Here is a 15,220-nt window from a genome sequence, read left to right on the forward strand (position 1 = left end):
GGCAGGAACAATTCGGTAAACGCGGTAGTTGTTCGCCAGAGGCGAACTCTGGAGACCTCTTCGGCATCCTGTGACGGTATCGAGCCGTGGCCGGCGAGTCGGCGGAGCGCTGGCCTCGGATGCGACCCCTAGTCCGGAATCGTCACGATGTACGTCGTCGTGTACCCCTCGCCCGCGGGGTCGACGTACCTGACACTGAGGAACATGAAGTCCCCCTTCAGGTTGTTCTTCAGGGAGTCGATGGTGACGGTGGCCGTCTCGCCGGTCCCGCCGTCGGCGGCCAGGTCCGGCCCCTGGACCGCGGCGAACTCGCCGGGGATCGTCAGCTGTCGCTGGTACCCCGCGTAGCTGAACGTCCCGGTGGGCGGCGGAGGGGTCGTGTCGTCGGAGAAGTAGTACGAGACACGGACGGCAGCCATCCGGAGGTCCGACGAGGCGTCGTTGTCGAACGTCAGGCTGGCGTTCGGCCCGTCGGAGGTGGCCGAGACGAGCCGGACCCGCTCGGCCCCCGGCGCCGGATTGACCGCGGCGATGTCGTCCTCGCGGTCGTCGACGGTGAGGACGGTGACGGGGATGGTCAGCTGCTCGCCGTCGTCGGTGGTGTCACCGTCGCCGTCGCGGTCCATCGTGACCGTGACGGCGGTCGAGCCATTCGCCGCCGGCGCCGTGTACTGCACCGTCGCGCGACCCGACTCGTCGGTCACCACCCGCGACCGACCGAGCAGGCCGTCCTCGGCGGCGAACGTGACTGGCACGCCGCCGACCGGGTTGTTGAACCGGTCGTACACCCGGATGTCGAGGGTGGAGCCGCCGAGCGGCCGGAGGAGGAGCGACGGCGTGTCGGTCGAGAGGTACCGGGGGGCGAACGCCTCCGTCTCGGACCCCAGCCCGACCGCCCCCAGCCGCAGTTCGTAGGACACGCCGGGCTCGAGTTCGACCGTCAGGACCCCGTCGGCGACCGTCACGCCCGCGTCGTCACCGACGATGTGGCCGCCGTTGCTGGCGTACTCCGCGGAGAGGTACTCCTCCCAGGTGGCCTCGGAGAGCCCCGTCGGCACGCGGACGACCAGCGGCCCGGCCGACGCGTTCGTGACCGTCACCGTCCGCATCGGCGCGCTCAGGGGCTCGACGGCGACCGACTCCGGCGCCACGCCCGTCCGGTTCAGGTCGCCACGGACCGCCGTCAGCGTGATGCGGTCGTCGGCGAGCAGGTCGTCGCCCAGCAGCCGGACGGAGCCGTCGTACTCCCTGACGAGGACGCCGTGTTCGTACCGGGTGACCGGCGCGCCGGTGTACTCGTTGTACCGCGGCTGGTAGGTGAGGAGCTGGGACTCGCCGGAGATGGTGTTCCCGGCGGGTGGCGGGTAGTCGGCCTCGCCGGACACGTCGACGTTGGCGACCGAGAGGGTGCCGGCGCCGCTCGTCGAGAGCCGGCCGCTCGCCGGGGCCGGGTTGTAGAGGAACGGCCGGATCGGGTAGTCCGTCCCGAGGGTGACGACCGCGGTGGCCGGACTGTCCTCCACGACCGAGCGCCGGACGGCCGCGTCGAACTGCTGGAACTCCGCCTGGACCTGGCGGCTGTGTTCGACCTCGGTCCCCGCGTTCCAGACCGGAACCGACCCGAGCTGGATCACCGACAGCACCGCGACGAGGAACCCGAACACGAGGATCGCACCGAGCACCGCCGAGACCGCCCTGTCGCGGGACGGGGCGTGCCGGCCGAGGGGAGCGATTCGGGTCATAGTAGCAGGAAGGTCACCGTGCCGAGCGTGACCATCGCGATGGCGTACTTCAGGCCGCTGGCGACCCGGTTGTCGCGCAGGAGCCCGGCGATGACACCGGCACCGACCGCCTGGATGATGACCGCGTGGAAGAACAGGAGCCGGTACGTGTCGACCGGGATCGAACCGAACGCGAACGCCGGTTCGTCGGTGGCGGCCGGGGCCGCCGAGACGATGCGCTCGATGGGGTCGAGGAAGCTCGCCGTCAGGAGCCCGATGACCGCGAGGAACACGAGGTAGCCGATGACGATGACGATCAGGTACGAGCTCATCTCCCGGCGGCGCCGGGCCTCCAGTTCGGCGGCGATGTGCGTGTCCTCCGCGGCGATGGAGAGCACCGTCGCGAGGTCCTGTGAGACCCGCTGGGCCCGCGCGACGAGCGTCAGGGTCCGCGCCATGGAGGCGACGCCGAGCCGGTTGCCGAGCCGCCGGAGCGCACCACTGACATCGTCGGACCAGCGGATGTCGTTGTGGACGATGCGGAGCTCGTCGGCGAGCGCGCCCGTCGACCACTCCGCGACGACCTCCAGCGAGTCCCGGAGGTTGATACCCATCTCGTTGGCGCTCGCGAGCAGGTTGAGTGTCTCGGGGAACCGCTGGAGGAACGCCTCCCGACGCCGTGACTCGAGCCCCTCGAACACGGCGTAGGGGACCGTCACGAGGTAGAACGGGACCAGAACCACCAGCAGGGTGACGCCGACGGGGTCGGCGACCCAGCCCGCCACGGTCGTCGGGATGCGATCCGTGGTCAGGAGCCAACCGAGCACACCCAGCGCGAGCGGGCCCGTCACCACCATCGACAGGGCGGGTCGCTCCCGGAGCGTCCGGACCGGGTTCGACACCGACTCGAGGAGTGCCAGCGTCCGCTCGTTCCGACGGAACTGCCGGTAGACGGGGTCATCGGCGTCGATGTCGTCCGCCCCACCGTCGTCGGCGTGTATCTCGGCGGGACCCGCCACGTCGAGTTCGACCTCGCCCGGCGCGAACTGCTCGGAGAAGACCGAGAGCACGACGGCGAACCCGACCATCCCGAGCGGCAACACGAGGTAGACGACCGCCGCCAGCTCCAGCAGCAGGGACGCACCGAGGAGGTTGATGACCACCATGATGACGATGAGGAAGAGCGGCGCAGCCACCAGGCCGACGACGAACACCTCCGAGAGGACCGCGAGGAACTCCAGGTACTCCTCCTGCTCGTTGCGAGCCCGCTGGAGGTAGACGCGGCTCTCGGTCTTCAGGAACGAGTCCAGCTCCCCACCCGACTCCAGCAGACTCACCAGGTCGGTCAGGAACTGCTCGAGGCCGTGACTGGGGGTGAGCTTGCGGGCGCGCCGGATGCTCGCGTAGATGTCCGAGTCGAACAGGTCGATGTCGCGCTGGATGGCGCTGAACTCCTCGCTGATGTCGCCGTAGGCGTCGGACGCGGTCGCCAGCTCGTCGATGACGTCCGGGAGCGACATCCCACCCTTCGCCAGGGCGTACATGAACACGATGGCGCTCGGGAGGGCGAAATCGATGGCGCGCTGGCGGCGGGAGGCGACCTCCCGGGGGTAGTAGTATCGGACCGTCCAGACGAGCCCGCCGAGGCCCGCGCCGACCCCGACGACGATGAGTCCACGCAGCAGGCCCTCCTTGACCGGTGAGACGATGGCGACGAGTGGCGCCGGCGCGAGGCGGACGATCGTCGGCGGGAGCGTGACCCCGGTCAAGAGTCCCCCGGCCCCGAGGGCCAGCGTGACGAGGAACCCGAGGACGAGCCCGAGCAGTCCGGCCGCGACGGCGTAGTAGACACTCCACGTCAGGTACTCGTCGTAGAGGGTCTGCGAGCGCGCCTGGAGGAGCCAGCGCTGGAGGTCTCGGTGGTTGTGTGGACGCGTGAGGAAGTACGTCCGGACCCAGCCGTATCGCTCGCGGAGTTCGGCCGTGTCCGCGAGGTCGGGCGAGCGGTACTGCCCCGTGTACTCGAACAGTGACTGGGCCATCGCGGCCCCGTCCGTCGCGTCGGGATGGCCGTCGGAGCCGGGAGGCGCCGCCACGTCGTCGGACGCGTCCTCGTCCGGGCTCGACGCCACGTCAGGTGACCTCCGGGAGATCGTAGGGGTCGAACGACCCGTCCTCGATGGCCGCGAGGATCTCCTCGGGCTCGAGGATGAACATGTGGATGGTCGAGGCGACCGGTCGGTACTCGGTGACGTCGTTCTCTATCAGATACCGGAGGACGAGTTCCCGCGCCTCGACCTCGGCGGTCAGCTCCTGCTCGCTCCAGCCCCGCTCGGCCGCGATGGTCGAGAGGACGTGGGACTCACCCTCACCGACGCGCTCGTGCGTGTCGGTCTCCGGGTCCCAGGAGAACACGTCACGGGTCTCGACGGTCCCGGGGTCCGTGGTCTCCGGGAGGATCTCGACCACCTCATCGGTCCGTCTGACCCGCTCACGGCCGAGGTACGCCTGGCGCTGGACCGAGACGATGTCGAGTTCGCGGATCATCTGTGCGGGGATCTCGAGGGGCTGGTTCTGGAGCCGCGAGAGCACCCCCTCGATGGAGTCGGCGTGGAACGTCGTGTAGGCCGTGTGGCCGGTCCCGATGGCCTGGAAGAAGGTGAACGCCACCTGCGGGTCGGTCCGGATCTCGCCGACGAGGATGTACTCCGGGCGCTGGCGCAGCGCGGCCTGTAACAGCTGGTAGGTCGTGACCTCGCCGCGCCCGCTGGCGCTGATGGAGGCGCGGGTGAGCGACTGCACCCAGTTGTCGTGCGGCAGCGTGATCTCGCTGGTGTCCTCGATGGAGACGACCTTGCTCCCCGGCGGGATGAAAAAGGAGACGGCGTTCATCGAACTCGTCTTGCCGGACCCGGTGCCCCCGGCGAAGACGAGCGAGCGGTTGTTCTCGATGGCGAGCCAGTAGTAGGCCATCTCCTCGACCGAGAACGTGCCGAAGTTGATCAGTTCGACCGGCGTCAGCGGTACCTCGGAGAACTTCCGGATGGTGAAGTTCGAGCCCCGTCGACTCACGTCCTCACCGAGCGTGAGCTGGATGCGCGACCCGTCCGGCAGGCTGCCGTCGACGAGCGGCTCCGAGACCGAGATGTACTTGTCCGCGAGCTGGGCGAGGCGGATGACCACGGAGTTCAACTGCTCGGCCTCGAACGTGATGTTCGTCCCGAGGTCCCGGTACTGGTTGTGGAAGACGTACACGGGGACGTCGTTGCCGTCGCACGAGATGTCCTCTATCGCGGGGTCGTTCATCAACGGATCGAGCTGACCGTACCGGGCGAAGTCGCGCTCGATGTAGTAGGCGACCTTGTGGGCCGACCCGGGCGGGATCATCGAGGCGCGTCTGCCCATCGACTCCCGCAACTGGTCGATGACGGCGTCGGTCAGCGAACCCTCACCCTCCTCTCGCTCCTGGAAGATGAGGTCGCGTCTGATGTGGTCCATCAGCGTGTACCGGACCCGGCGCTCGACGCCACTGAGCGTCGGCTCGGAGACGTGATACGACCGTTCCCTCCGCTCCGGGTCGTAGACGACGGTGACGTGGGCGAACGGGCGGCGCACCCAGTACGTCTCGACGATCTCGTTCGCCTCGAGGAATCCGAAGTCGAACCAGTGGTCCCGGACGAACGACTCGTCGGGTGCGTCGTCCAGCGGGAGCGGCGTATCGCTCCGGAACGGGAGCCATCGACGGGTCCCCGTCGGCGCATCGTCGCCACCGAAGGGGAGCGGCTCGTCCTCGAAGTACGAGGCCACGTCGGCGAGCACCGACCCGGCGACCGCGTCGGCGTCAGGTGACGCCCCCGAACTGGCTGGGTCCCCGGTGTCGTCAGGCGACGTGGCGGGCCGCGAATCGTCGGGCTGGTCGGGTGGCGAAGCCAGCTCTTCCGTCACGTCGTTCACGTCGTCTGCCATCGTCCTGGAGGGGGTCCGGCGGCGGAACCGGACGCCGTCGAAGTGGTCTGTTGCCCGGCGTACAGGGCAGGGACGCAAAACGGTACCGGTGAGTCGACAGCACGGTGAGCTGAGACGACGGTCACCGGTAGGTGAGCGAGCCGCCGTGGCGACCGGAGAGTTCGGCCACGTCGAGTTCGTACCACCGTCGCTCGAACTGCTCGAAGTCCGACCAGCGGATCTCCTTGGCCACGTCCTCGGCCTGCGCGAAGAACAGGGCCGCGAGCCGGTCGGAGACCTCGTCTTCCGCGAGCGGCGTGAGCGTCCCGCGTGCGATGGCGCTCTGCCAGGTGTCCGGGTCGCCGTACTCGAGGACCGTGAGCGAAACCTCCGTCGACGCGTCGATGAACCGCTGCTTCTCGCTATCGGGCGTGTTGACGATCTCGAGGACGAACCGCCCCTCGTCCGCGTCGTAGCCGTACGAGACCGGTATCCCGTACGCCCGTCCCTCGTCCGCGAGCGAGAGCACCCCGTACCCCTGCCGTTCGAGGAACTCCGTCACGTCCTCGGTAACCATCCTGTAGCCGATCTGCCTCGCCATGTTAGCAGTTACCTACCCACATATGTTCAGTGTTGCGTATCGGGCGGAGCGGACCGGAGATTCATGAGCCAGCCGCAGGAAGGGCGGATGACCGTGTACCGGGGACACTTCCCGCCGCTGGACGAGCGCTACCGGGTCCGGGAGCCGCCGCAGACCATCGAGGACGGCGAGGGCCGACAGATCGACATCCGGGCGTACGGCGACGGCCCGGTGGCCGACGAACGGGCGGCGCTCGTGGAGCTGTACCTCGACTACGACCCCGACGACCGCACGCTGGGAATCCCGCCGGTCACACCCGAGCGTATCGGCAAGTGGCAGGACGCGATGCTCGCCGGCTACTGCGTGCTGGCGTGGCACGGCGACCGACCGGTCGGACAGGCGGTCCTGGTTCCCGACGGCGACGAGGGATACGAGTTCGCCATCTTCCTCGACGGCGAGTACCAGGGCGCCGGCATCGGGACCCGACTGACCGAGGCGGTGCTGAGTCACGGGCGCGCACACGGCGTCGAGGACGTCTGGCTGCTCGTCGAGCGCGACAACCGGCCCGCCGTCAGGCTCTACCGGACCGTCGGCTTCGTCGTCATCGAGGACACCGGCTACGACATCGAGATGGGCCTGTCGATGGGCGTCGAGCGGCCGCAAGCACTCCCTGGGGCGGCGGCCGACTGAGCGACAGCGGCGACTCGGACGACCACCCGCGGCTAGTTCTCAGGGTGCCGGAACGAGAGTACCAGGTTTATGGTGAGAACGCCTTGTACCAGGTACCATGAGTTGCGAGGAGGAACAGGAGTTCACCTTCCGGTGCCCGGAGTGTGGCGAGCGGCTGGAGGTGAACGGACCGATGCGGGAGACCCTCATCGAGCGCGGGTGTGTCATCTGCAGTGCGGCAGTGACGGCGGCGGCGTTCTCCGACTGACGGCCCCGTCTCGCCGAGGGTTATTTATCTGCCCCCGTACCCCGGACACGTAAGAGCGAATGACGCTGGACGAACAGAGCACCATGGCTCCCGACGAGACCGACGCCCTCCTCGCCCGCCACGAGACCGGCGTTCTCACCCTCGCGCACGACGACGAACCGTACGCGATCCCCATCTCCTACGGCTACGACGCCGACACACGCCGGTTCTACCTCCGCCTCGTCTCCGCGCCCGGGAGCGAGAAGAGCCGGTTCCTCGCGTCCGAGCCGGCGTCGCGGCTGGTCGTCTACGAGGAGGACGGCGACACCTACCGGAGTGTCGTCGCCACGGGTCGGCTCCGGGAGATTCCCCGCGAGGACCTCACCATCGAGCACGTCGAACAGTACAGCGAGGCCAAGCGCCCCCTGTTCGAGATCTGGGGGCGGGAGAAACCCGACCTCGACATCGCGCTCTACCGCCTCGACCCGGACGAGCTGAGCGGGCGGCGTATCGAGGTCGACCGCGACGGCGAGGCAGCGTAGCGACGACGAGCGGGCCCCGGCTGTCGCCGTACGGAGTCACCTTTGTATTGAAGTGTGAGGGCCATGAATATCCGGACCCAGATGACCGGAGGGATCCGCGCCACCGTCGAGTTCACCGAGCCGGAGGGGTGTCCGGTCACCGATGTCGCGGCGGCAGCGGGCGTGACCGTCGACTCGGTGTCGCGAACCGCGTGTGCTAGCGACTGTGCGGCCTGCGTGACGGAGTTCGCGGTCGAGAGCGAGGACGCGCCCGAGACGGATCTGGAGCCGGTCTTCGCCCACGGCTCGATACGGTGGTACCGGTTCCGCCACGGTGACGAGGTCCGCTGTCCGTGTGAGTGTCTCGGCCGGCTCGGGTGTCCGGTCGCGCGGTACGTCACGGACGGGACAACACTGACGCTCGTCTTCCACGCCGGCGACTACGACGAACTCCAGACCGCCATCGGGGCGCTCCGCGAGGGGTTCCCGGGCGTCGACATCAAGCGGTTCGTCCGCGCGCCGACCGAGGACCGCCGGGGTGACAGCGTGCTGGTCGACCGGGGGAGGCTCACCGCCCGCCAGCTGGAGGTCCTGGAGACGGCCCACGAGATGGGCTACTTCGAGCGCCCCCGACGGGCCAACGGCCGGGAGGTCGCCGCGGCGATGGACATCGACCCCTCGACGTTCAGCGAACACCTCGCGGCGGCCGAGCGGAAGCTGCTCGCCGAGGTGCTCTGAACCGGCCGCAGCCCCCACCGGGCGGACGAGTACATAAACCACCCCGATACTCGGGGGGCGGCTACCTCACGATTCCACGCCTCTCTGTGGTATGAACGGTGCCTCGATGACCGTCCCGACGCCCCGCACACGGAACGACGACATGATCCTCCTCGAGGCCGACGAGCCGGTCGAGACCGTGCTCGGTGCCCTGGAGGACGCGGACTGCCGGGCCATCCTCGACGCGACGAGCGAGGACGCCCTGACCGCCAGCGAGGTCGCCGCGGCCTGTGACCTCCCGACCTCGACGACGTACCGGAAGCTCGACCGGCTCGCCGACGCCGCCCTCATCGAGGAGCGCGTCCGCATCCGGCGCTCGGGCAAGCACGCGAGCGAGTACGTCCGCGCGGTCGACGACGTCGTCGTCACCGTGGGTTCGGGCGGCGTCGCGGTTCGGCTCTCGCAGGCCGATCCGACACGCGACACCCCCGCCGCCTTCGGCGCCCTCGCCGACTGAGCGAGCGACGCACGAGAACATATTGGTCCACCCCTTCGACATGGTTCGGAGAGTAGCGGCATGATATCTTAACCAGAGGGATTCATCACCAGATCGAGCGGTCGGTGGGACGACCACGACGCGCGGAACCGCCGCCCGGAGCGGCGGCGCCCCCCGTACCGTTTTGTGCCGGCTACCTCTTTACCAGCGTATGGCATCACACGCCACCATCGCCGACACCCTGGAGCGGACTGCAGAGCTCCATCCGGAGCGCGACGCCATCGTCTACCCGCGGAAGGACCAGCGCTGGACGTACGCGACCTTCGACCGGAAGGCGAACCGGCTGGCGAACGCGCTGGCCGACCTCGGCGTCGAGCAGGGCGACCGCGTCTCGACGATGCTGTTCAACGGCTCCGAGATCGTCCTCACGGTGTACGCCTGCGCGAAGCTCGGGGCCGTGTTCAACCCGCTCAACTACCGGCTCCCCGCCGGCGAGGTGGAGTACATCGTCAACGACGCCGGGTCACGGGTCCTGCTGTACGAGGAGGACACGAGGGACGCCATCGACGGGGCGCGCGACGACCTGGAGACCGTCGAGGAGTACGTCTACGTCGACGACGGCGTTCCCGACGGGGACCGCGACTTCTACGAGCTGCTCGACGGCGCGAGCGCCGAGCGGCCCGACGCCACCGTCGAGGAGACCGACCCGTACGCGTTCATCTACACGTCGGGGACGACGGGCCGGCCGAAGGGGGTCGTCCACGAGCACCGGGACATGATGGAGCACAACCTGCTCTGCATCGCGGAGCTGAACCTCACGACCGACGACGTGGGGCTGTCGGCGCTGCCGCTGTACCACTGCGCCGAACTCCACGCCAACCTGTTCCCGCGGGTCCAGCGCGGCGCGACCAACGTCATCCACCACGAGTTCGACCCGGTCCAGGTGCTGGACGCCATCGAGGAACACGGGGTGAGCGTGTTCTTCGCGGCGCCGACCGCCTGGAACGGTGTCGCCCGGACCGCCGCCGAGACCGACCACGACATCTCCTCGCTCCGGCTGGGGCTGTACGGGGCCGCGCCGATGCCCAAGGAGGTGCTGGACGCGTGCATGGAGCACCTCTGCGAGGACTACGTCCAGGCGTACGGGATGACCGAGATCGGCCCCTGCGGGACGTTCCAGGGCCCGGACGAACAGATATCGAAGCAGGGGTCGGCCGGCCTGCCGGCGCTCAACCACCGCGTCCGCATCGTCGAGCCGGACGCCGACCCCGGCGCGACCGTCGAGCAGGGCGAGATCGGCGAGATCCTGTTCGCCGGGCCGTGCACGATGCGCGAGTACTGGAACCGGCCCGAGGCGACCCGCGAGTCCCTCCGCGAGCACGAGGGCCGCGAGTGGTACTACACAGGCGACCTGGGCTACCGTGACGAGGACGGCTACCTCTACGTCGTCGACCGGAAGGACGACATGATCGTCTCCGGCGGCGAGAACGTCTACCCCGCCGAAGTGGAGGACGTGCTGTTCGGCCACCCGGACGTGGTCGAGGCGGCCGTCGTCGGCGAGGACGACCCCGAGTGGGGCCAGCGCGTCGTCGCGTACGTCGTCGGCGACACGGACGCGGAGACGCTCGATCGGTTCTGTCTCGACAGCGACGACCTGGCGGACTTCAAGCGCCCGCGGGCGTACTACTTCGTCGACGAACTCCCGAAGAACCCCTCCGGGAAGGTCCAGAAGTTCCGGCTCCGCGACGACGAGGACGACGCCGGCGAGGTCGAGGGCGCGGAGGTGGCCTGACCCCCCGACGGTACGCCCGGATTACGCTGCCGACCCGGTGGTAACGGTTCGCTACAGCGAGCCGATGCCCGTGGATACCGGTCGAAAGCGGAGCGTTACGAAGAACTCGAGCGGCCGACGGGACTCCATGGCCGAACAGACCACCGGCATGGAGACGCTCGTCGTCGGCCTGGACGCTGCCTGCGAGTCCGTCCTCGAGTCGGTGTTCGAACGGGGCGCGGCGCCCACCCTGTCGGAACTGTTCGAGACGGGCGCCTCGGGACCGCTCGACTCGCACCTCCCGCCGTGGACGCCCAGCGCGTGGCCGACCCTGTTCACCGGGGTCAATCCGGGTGCGCACGGTGTCTTCGACTTCCTCTCGTTCGACGGCTACGACCACGACATCGTGGACCGGAGTCACGTCCGCGAGTACGCGCTCTGGGAGCTGCTCGACCGTCACGGCCGCACCAGTGTCGTGGTCAACGTGCCGGTGACGGGCCCACCACGGCCGATCGACGGCGCGGTCGTCCCCGGCTACGTCGCGCCGGCGGACCCGACCTGCCACCCGGCGGGTGTCCTCGCGGACATCCGGGCGGAGCTGGGCGACTACCGGGTCTACGGGCCGGACCTCGACGACCCGGGCCGCGAGGAGCGGCTCGAGACGTACCGCCGGCTCGCACGCTCCCGGGGGGCGGCCTTCCGATACCTCGCCGATCGGTTCGACCCGGCGTTCGGCTTCCTCCAGTTCCAGGTGACCGACCACGTCTTCCACGAACTCCCGGGCGACGAGGCCGCCGCCGCGGCCGTCTACGCGGCCGTTGACGACGCGGTCGGCGCCGTCCTCGAGACGTGCGACCCCGACGTGACGGTCGTCGTCAGCGACCACGGCATCGCCGAGTACGGCGGCTACGAATTCCGCGTCAACGAGTTCCTCCGCGAGCACGGCTACGTCGAGACGACCCGCGAGGGAGGAATGCCCTCCTGGTCGGCGATGGCGGGCGAGCGACTGCGCGAGGACGGCTCTGACGGCCCGTCGCCGCTCGAACGGGTCGTCCGGGCGGGTGCGCGGGCCGGGCTGACGAGCCAGCGGCTCGGGCGCGTGCTCCGGCGGGTCGGCCTGGCGTCGGTCGTCCTCGACCACGTCCCGGCCGACGCGGTCCGGGCGGGCGCCGAGGCGGTCGACTTCGCCGCCTCGACGGCGTACATGCGCTCGCGCGTCGAACTCGGGGTGCGCATCAACCTCGCGGGCCGGGAGCCGGCGGGGGTCGTCCCGCCCGACGCGTACGAGGAGGTCCGGGCCGACCTCGTGGAGCTGTTCGCGGGCATCGAGACCCCCGACGGCGAGGCGCTGTTCGACGCGGTCCTCCCCCGCGAGGCCGCGTTCGCGGGGCCCCACCTCGACGAGGGGCCCGACATCGTGCTCGTGCCCGCGGGCTACGACCACCACCTGACGGCGTCGCTGCGCGGCGAGCCGTTCGCCCCCCTGGAGTCGTTCTGGGACCACCGGTTCGAGGGCGTCCTGGCGGTCACCGGCGAGGGGGTCGACCCGACGGCGGACCTCGCGGGTGCGGACCTGCTCGACGTCGCCCCGACCGCGCTCGCCACCCTCGGCGTCCCGGCCTCCGACCGGATGGAGGGGGCCGTGCTCCCGGTCGTCGAGCCGGCCGGCGTCGAGTCGTATCCGGTGTTGGACCCCTCCGTCGGCGGCGACCCCGGGGCCGGTGAGGCCCGGGGTCGCGAACGGACCGAGCAGCACCTGGCCGATCTGGGGTATCTCGAGTGACCATGGGGCTCGATATCGAGTGCGAGCGCGACCCGGCGGCGTGGAACGAACTGGTCGGCAGAGCGCCGCACGGCACCCCCTTCCACCGGTACGAGTGCCTGACGGCCGCGGCCCGACACACGAACACCGAACTGGCGCCCCTCGTCGGGTACAACGGGCAGGAGCCGGTCGGGGTGTTCCCGCTGTCCACCCGCTCGCTGGGGCCGGTCACCGTGGCCTTCTCGCCGCCGCCGCGGCTGAAGCTGACCTACGGCGGGCCGTTGCTGCTCGACCAGGGCGGGCTCAAACAGCGCAAGGCCGAGCGCCGGAACCGCCAGCTCGTCGAGGGCTGCCTGACGTGGCTCGACGAGGCCTGCGGCCCGGTGTACACGCACGTCCGCACGGGGACGCGCTACGACGACGCGCGGCCGTTCCTCTGGGCGTCGTTCGACGTGACCCCCGGGTACACCCACGTCGTCGACATCTCGCCGCCGGAAGACGACCTGCTCGCCCGGTTCAGCAGCGACGCCCGCAAGAACGTCACCGACCCCGAACCGGACGTACTCATCCGCGAGGAGGGGGTCGGCGGTATCGAGCGTATCATCGACCAGGTGCGCGCCCGGCACGCCGAACAGGGCCGGGCGTACGACCTGCCGGCCGCGTTCCCGGTCGACCTCTACCGCGACCTCCCCGACGGCGTCGTCCGCCCGTACGTCTGCCGCGTCGACGGCTCGTTCGCCGGGGGCATCGTTGCCCTGGAGTCCGGTGACACCGTCTACCGGTGGCAGGGCGGCGCCACACCCACGGTGGACGTCCCGGTCAACGACCTCGTGGACTGGCGCATCATCCGCGACGCCCGGGACCGCGGCCTCGGCCGGTACGACCTCGTCGGCGCCGGGGACCCGGGCATCAGCCAGTACAAGGCCAAGTTCGCCCCCAGCGTGGAGCCGTACTTCCAGATGACCCGGAGCACGCTCGCCGCGGAGCTCGTCCGGGAGGTGTACGGACGGGTCCGCTGACGGCGGCGAGGGTGCGTTCAGCCAGGGACCGATGGGAGGCGTGGTCGTGTGTCTGTAGCGATTGGTGTGATGGAAATATCAGGGACAGCAGCGACGGCGACAGGCTGTTGAAAGCCCCCGCGGCCCCTTTCAGTCCCGCCCTGTCGCGTTCCGGGGTCGCTTCGCACCGTGCTGGCTCGGTGCGGACGCTCCGGGGAACAGGCCATCTCGGGTGGGAATGGAAGGGGCCAGGGGCTTCCAATCCGTTCGCCCCGGAGAAATAGCCACACAACCGATCGTTACAACCAGCCCTGTCTCTACCGGCCGGCTCGGCATCTCTGGACACGGCGTCCGAGGGCGGCCAAAGGAACAAGAATTTAACCGCCGCGTCGGAAGTGGGCGTACCATGGGTAAGAAGTCGAAGGCCTCCAAGAAGCGGCTGGCCAAGCTCGAGAAGCAGAACAGCCGGGTCCCCGCGTGGGTCATCATGAAGACGGACCGCGAGACCACCCGCAACCCCAAGCGCCGCAACTGGCGGCGGAACGACACGGACGAGTAGATGAGCGCGAGTGACTTCGAGGAGCGTGTGGTGACGGTGCCGCTGCGCGACGTACAGGCCGCAGCCAAGCACAAGCGCGCGGACAAGGCGATGAGCATCATCCGCGGCCACCTCGCGAAGCACTTCAAGGTCGAGGAGGACGACGTCCGCCTCGACCCCTCCATCAACGAGGAGGTCTGGTCGCGCGGCCGCAAGAAGCCGCCGTCCAAGCTCCGCGTGCGTGCGGCCCGCTTCGAGGAGGACGGCGAGGCCGTCGTCGAAGCAGAGACCGCGTAACGTGCTCCGCGCGGCATTCGGGGGCTCGTCGTACATCGGCGTCTTCAGCCGCGCCACCGACGACTGTCTCCTCATCCGGCGCGACGCCGAGGACGATGTCCGCGAGGCGTTCGCCGAGGAACTCGAGGTGCCGACCGTCCCCACGACGGTCGGCGGCTCGGCCACCGTCGGCGCGCTCGCGACCGGCAACACCAACGGCATCCTCGTCAGCAGCCGCGCCAACGAGCGCGAGATCGAGCGCATCGAGGACGCGACCGGACTGCCGGTCGGCGAACTCCCCGGCCGGGTGAACGCCGCCGGCAACGTCGTCTGCTGTAACGACCACGGCGCCTACGTCCACCCGGACCTCTCCCGGAAGGCCGTCCAGGCCGTCGAGGAGACGCTCGACGTGCCCGTCGAGCGCGGCGACCTCGCGGGCGTTCGGACGGTCGGCACGGCGGCGGTCGCCACCAACCGGGGCGTCCTCTGCCACCCGAAGTCGACCGACGAGGAACTGGACTTCCTCGAGGACCTGCTGGACGTGCCCGCGGACCTCGGGACCATCAACTACGGCGGCCCGCTGGTCGGCTCCGGACTGGTTGCCAACGAGCACGGCTTCGTCGTCGGGCAGGACACCTCCGGTCCGGAGCTGGGCCGCATCGAGAACGCGCTCGGCTACATCGACTGACCACGACATCGACCCCATCCGAATCCGCGATAGATTCATTCCGAGAGGTATTTTCGATATCTTCAGACACCTGTACAGATATCGAGCCCTTTTGATAGCGTAGTTCCGCAACTGAATCAGAATCTGCGTATGAGCTCCCGAAGCTCGTCGTGGTCGTCCTCGGAGCCGACCCCGACCAGCACGTCCGACAGCCACTCCGACCGGGACGTTCCGGGCTCGTCTCGGGCGTCCACGTCCTCGAACATCGTCGCCCGGTTCACCGTAGAGCGGTCGTGAGGAGGAGAGTCGCCG

16 protein-coding genes are annotated in these 15,220 nt (G+C 69.4%); 11 read left to right on the forward strand and 5 right to left on the reverse strand.

The features are described from left to right. Positions 1 to 128: 128 nt before the first annotated feature. From P2T62_RS21800 to P2T62_RS21815, 4 genes are all read right to left on the reverse strand, one after another. A complete protein-coding gene (locus P2T62_RS21800; RefSeq protein ID WP_276259131.1) occupies positions 129 to 1,742 on the reverse strand; it encodes an Ig-like domain-containing protein in 1,614 nt (537 codons plus the stop codon). Continuing rightward, a complete protein-coding gene (locus tag P2T62_RS21805) occupies positions 1,739 to 3,853 on the reverse strand; it encodes a type II secretion system F family protein (RefSeq protein ID WP_276259132.1) in 2,115 nt (704 codons plus the stop codon). The genes P2T62_RS21800 and P2T62_RS21805 overlap by 4 nt, the downstream gene beginning before the upstream one ends. A gap of 1 nt (position 3,854) precedes the next feature. Further along, positions 3,855 to 5,687 carry a type II/IV secretion system ATPase subunit gene (locus tag P2T62_RS21810; RefSeq protein WP_276259133.1) on the reverse strand — a complete coding sequence of 611 codons (1,833 nt, stop codon included), beginning with the start codon at positions 5,685 to 5,687 and terminating at the stop codon, positions 3,855 to 3,857. A 121-nt stretch (positions 5,688 to 5,808) separates the two neighbouring features. Beyond that, positions 5,809 to 6,243 (reverse strand): pyridoxamine 5'-phosphate oxidase family protein, encoded by a 435-nt coding sequence (locus P2T62_RS21815; RefSeq protein ID WP_276259134.1) that lies wholly within the window; start codon positions 6,241 to 6,243, stop codon positions 5,809 to 5,811. Between the two features lie 87 nt (positions 6,244 to 6,330). On the opposite strand from P2T62_RS21815, the gene P2T62_RS21820 reads away from it, so the two are divergent. From P2T62_RS21820 to P2T62_RS21870, 11 genes are all read left to right on the forward strand, one after another. Continuing rightward, positions 6,331 to 6,936, forward strand: a complete 606-nt coding sequence (locus P2T62_RS21820; protein ID WP_276259135.1) for a GNAT family N-acetyltransferase — start codon at positions 6,331 to 6,333, stop codon at positions 6,934 to 6,936. A 97-nt stretch (positions 6,937 to 7,033) separates the two neighbouring features. Then, the gene (locus P2T62_RS21825) at positions 7,034 to 7,183 is read left to right on the forward strand and encodes a DUF7560 family zinc ribbon protein (protein WP_276259136.1); all 150 of its coding nucleotides are present in this window, start codon (positions 7,034 to 7,036) and stop codon (positions 7,181 to 7,183) included. A gap of 59 nt (positions 7,184 to 7,242) precedes the next feature. Continuing rightward, positions 7,243 to 7,704, forward strand: a complete 462-nt coding sequence (locus P2T62_RS21830) for a pyridoxamine 5'-phosphate oxidase family protein (protein WP_276259137.1) — start codon at positions 7,243 to 7,245, stop codon at positions 7,702 to 7,704. A gap of 81 nt (positions 7,705 to 7,785) precedes the next feature. Then, positions 7,786 to 8,421: a helix-turn-helix domain-containing protein gene (locus P2T62_RS21835; protein WP_420028467.1), complete on the forward strand. Its 636-nt coding sequence runs from the start codon at positions 7,786 to 7,788 to the stop codon at positions 8,419 to 8,421. Between the two features lie 91 nt (positions 8,422 to 8,512). Continuing rightward, complete coding sequence (locus P2T62_RS21840) at positions 8,513 to 8,917, forward strand: winged helix-turn-helix domain-containing protein (protein ID WP_276259139.1); 405 nt, start codon at positions 8,513 to 8,515, stop codon at positions 8,915 to 8,917. Between the two features lie 190 nt (positions 8,918 to 9,107). Then, positions 9,108 to 10,688: a long-chain-fatty-acid--CoA ligase gene (locus P2T62_RS21845; protein ID WP_276259140.1), complete on the forward strand. Its 1,581-nt coding sequence runs from the start codon at positions 9,108 to 9,110 to the stop codon at positions 10,686 to 10,688. A gap of 127 nt (positions 10,689 to 10,815) precedes the next feature. Beyond that, a complete protein-coding gene (locus P2T62_RS21850; RefSeq protein ID WP_276259141.1) occupies positions 10,816 to 12,450 on the forward strand; it encodes an alkaline phosphatase family protein in 1,635 nt (544 codons plus the stop codon). Between the two features lie 2 nt (positions 12,451 to 12,452). Further along, complete coding sequence (locus P2T62_RS21855) at positions 12,453 to 13,448, forward strand: GNAT family N-acetyltransferase (protein WP_276259142.1); 996 nt, start codon at positions 12,453 to 12,455, stop codon at positions 13,446 to 13,448. A 385-nt stretch (positions 13,449 to 13,833) separates the two neighbouring features. After that, a complete protein-coding gene (locus P2T62_RS21860) occupies positions 13,834 to 13,986 on the forward strand; it encodes a 50S ribosomal protein L39e (protein ID WP_276259143.1) in 153 nt (50 codons plus the stop codon). Continuing rightward, entirely contained in the window at positions 13,987 to 14,262 is a 276-nt protein-coding gene (locus P2T62_RS21865; protein WP_276259144.1) for a 50S ribosomal protein L31e, read from the forward strand. Position 14,263: 1 nt separating this feature from the next. Further along, complete coding sequence (locus P2T62_RS21870; RefSeq protein WP_276259145.1) at positions 14,264 to 14,929, forward strand: translation initiation factor IF-6; 666 nt, start codon at positions 14,264 to 14,266, stop codon at positions 14,927 to 14,929. A 116-nt stretch (positions 14,930 to 15,045) separates the two neighbouring features. On the opposite strand, the gene P2T62_RS21875 is transcribed toward P2T62_RS21870, so the two are convergent. Beyond that, positions 15,046 to 15,174, reverse strand: coding sequence for a hypothetical protein (locus tag P2T62_RS21875; RefSeq protein ID WP_276259146.1), 129 nt, complete (start codon positions 15,172 to 15,174; stop codon positions 15,046 to 15,048). Positions 15,175 to 15,220 lie beyond the last annotated feature (46 nt).

This window comes from Haloglomus litoreum (assembly GCF_029338515.1).
Classification (GTDB): domain Archaea; phylum Halobacteriota; class Halobacteria; order Halobacteriales; family Haloarculaceae; genus Haloglomus; species Haloglomus litoreum.